The 2,220-nt window shown below is 46.1% G+C and carries 1 protein-coding gene, 1 tRNA gene and 2 pseudogenes; 1 reads left to right on the top strand and 3 read right to left on the bottom strand.

The annotated features are described in order from the left end of the window. The first annotated feature begins 31 nt into the window (after nucleotides 1-31). A tRNA-Lys gene (locus tag BBW68_RS11715) sits at nucleotides 32-107 on the top strand. A gap of 215 nt (nucleotides 108-322) precedes the next feature. Here the strand turns inward: BBW68_RS11715 and BBW68_RS11710 are convergent. The 3 genes and pseudogenes from BBW68_RS11710 to BBW68_RS11700 form a co-directional block, all read right to left on the bottom strand. Further along, nucleotides 323-1,313: pseudogene (locus BBW68_RS11710) on the bottom strand (phage integrase). An 84-nt stretch (nucleotides 1,314-1,397) separates the two neighbouring features. Beyond that, on the bottom strand, nucleotides 1,398-1,679 hold the full coding sequence (locus BBW68_RS11705; protein ID WP_070135500.1) for a helix-turn-helix domain-containing protein: 282 nt from the start codon (nucleotides 1,677-1,679) through the stop codon (nucleotides 1,398-1,400). A 190-nt stretch (nucleotides 1,680-1,869) separates the two neighbouring features. Then, nucleotides 1,870-2,220, bottom strand: a pseudogene (locus BBW68_RS11700) (transposase); the annotation flags it as partial.

The raw sequence follows: 2,220 nt of genomic DNA, 5'->3' as shown, positions 1-2,220 counted from the left end.
GCGGTTCGAGCCCGTCATCACCCACCATATCGGGTCGTTAGCTCAGTTGGTAGAGCAGTTGACTTTTAATCAATTGGTCGCAGGTTCGAATCCTGCACGACCCACCAATATTAAGAAGGTGCCGTGAAGGCGCTTTTTGGCACTGTTGCAAAGATATTGATGAGTTAGCCTTTCGTGTTATTGAAAGGTCTTATCTTTCAAAGACTCTGCTCACCAGACGCATCTCGCCTAGAGGATGCTGGTTATATTCAAAATCGGCGATGTGATTCATATCAATAAGTTATCTTCCCCATAAGACCCCGAAATCTCCACTAATTCCCCCCTACTGTGGACGAAATGTGGACACCCTGGTAAGCGGATTATAGCTTGTAGCCTCCACTAAGTAACTAGGAGAAAAATGAGCATAGGTCATTGTCTGAGAGATATCCGAATGGCCGAGAATACGTTGTAATGCAAGAATGTTTCCTCCTTTCATCATGAAATGCGTTCCGAATGTATGCCGAAGAGCATGTACTGCTTGCCCAATGGGCAGGTTAGGTTTTGCTTCTTTAACCAGACGGCGAAAAGTTTTATAGCTAACCTGGAATAGTTTTCCCGATTCTCTCGTCTTCACAATACCAGCAATATCGGGGGATATCGGAACTACACGCCTTTCACCATTTTTAGTATGCGAGAACATTACACTATTATGCACGATATTTTCCCCTTTCAGATCATACGCCTCTCCCCATCGCGCCCCAGTAGCCAAGCATAAAACAGCTATGCGATAGTAATCGCCTTTAGCAATCTCAAGCAGCTTGCTAATTTCGTCAGTTGTAAGATACGACATTTCGATTTGAGCTTCTTTCAGGGGCGTAAGGGACGCTACAGGATTTTCTCCGTGAAACTCAGAAGCCTCAGCCATAGCTTTGAAAACACCACTCAGTGCAAATATATCGTGATTAAGAGTTGATGCCTTGATGCCCTGACTCAGCCGTTGTGCACGGTAAGAGATAAGACTACGGGGATCAATCTGGTAAATCATGGGATCATTCATATCGCTGCACATTATTATTGAGAGTGCTTAATCGGCGCTCTGAGTACTTCAGGTTACAGCCAAGCAGATCCCACCAAAGTTCTATAAACTCACTCAAGCGACGTTTATCAGCGGGACGGCTGAGATAATCGTTGTTCTGGTATTTTGCGATAACGCTACGTTCATAAGCATGCGCATCACCCTTACGATCAAATTTTTTGCGGATATGCTTTCCATTGCGACCCCGCGGACGTACATCCACTTCATAGCGACCATCTTCGAGCTTCTTAACAGCCATAAGAAAGCCCTCCGATGTACTTAACTGATTGTTCCCAAAGGCACTCAGCCCACAGGTAATAGATATCTAGCCAGTTGTCTTTCTTTAGCGGGATGAGGTTGTTTTTTCTTGCACAGAGTGTGCGAGAAGCGGAGCAATTTGTCCGCGCGCAGGGTCTATTTTGTCGTACATAAACCAATCCTGATACTTATTGAAGCGTGGATGACCAAATATTCTTATAGCGGAATCAAGTGTCATCCTTGATTTATCACTTTCGTAACCATGATATGTAGCATAATTAATTCCTGTTAAATCAATAAATTCCTTTTTATTCAGTTGCTCAGAGAATCTAATCAGCTTCAACTTTTCACCTTGAGTAATTGACATAAAATCGATATCTCAATATAATGTCCCGTAGTCAATACAAGGCTTGAATTACATGCCTTGTACCCATTTAACCCCATGAAGGGACAACCATGGATACTACCAAATGAAAAACAGTAACGAAACAAAGATGGTCGAGTCCGTCAAGGTGGTGTAAATTCAGATCCAGCCTTCCGGTCCGGTAATATGTCTGTTAAGCGCTGAGTGGCAGCGCCTCGATCACATCGTTTTCAGCGGTCTGCTCTATCTCCGCCATGCTGTGCTGCGGCAGGTAGCGGTTCTGCAACAGCCATTCTTCGTTCTGCTCCGTCAGCACCGCACCCAGAAGCCGGGTTATGCTCTCTTCATTGGGTAAGATACCCACCACGTCGGAACGCCGCTTCACCTCTTTATTCAGGCGCTCCAGCGTGTTCGTGGAGTGGATTTTCACCCGGTGCGCTCCCGGGAACCCGAAGTACGCCAGCCCCTCCGCCTCCGCTTTGTCCATCATCTCTGTGACTGCCGGGAAGTTCTTTCCAGCTGTGCCGCGACCTCGCGCCAGGTG

This window comes from Candidatus Erwinia dacicola (assembly GCF_001756855.1).
In the GTDB taxonomy this organism is placed as follows: Bacteria; Pseudomonadota; Gammaproteobacteria; order Enterobacterales; family Enterobacteriaceae; genus Erwinia; species Erwinia dacicola.
The sequence above is the reverse complement of the archived record's forward strand: the minus strand, read 5'-3'. Positions and strand labels throughout refer to the sequence as shown.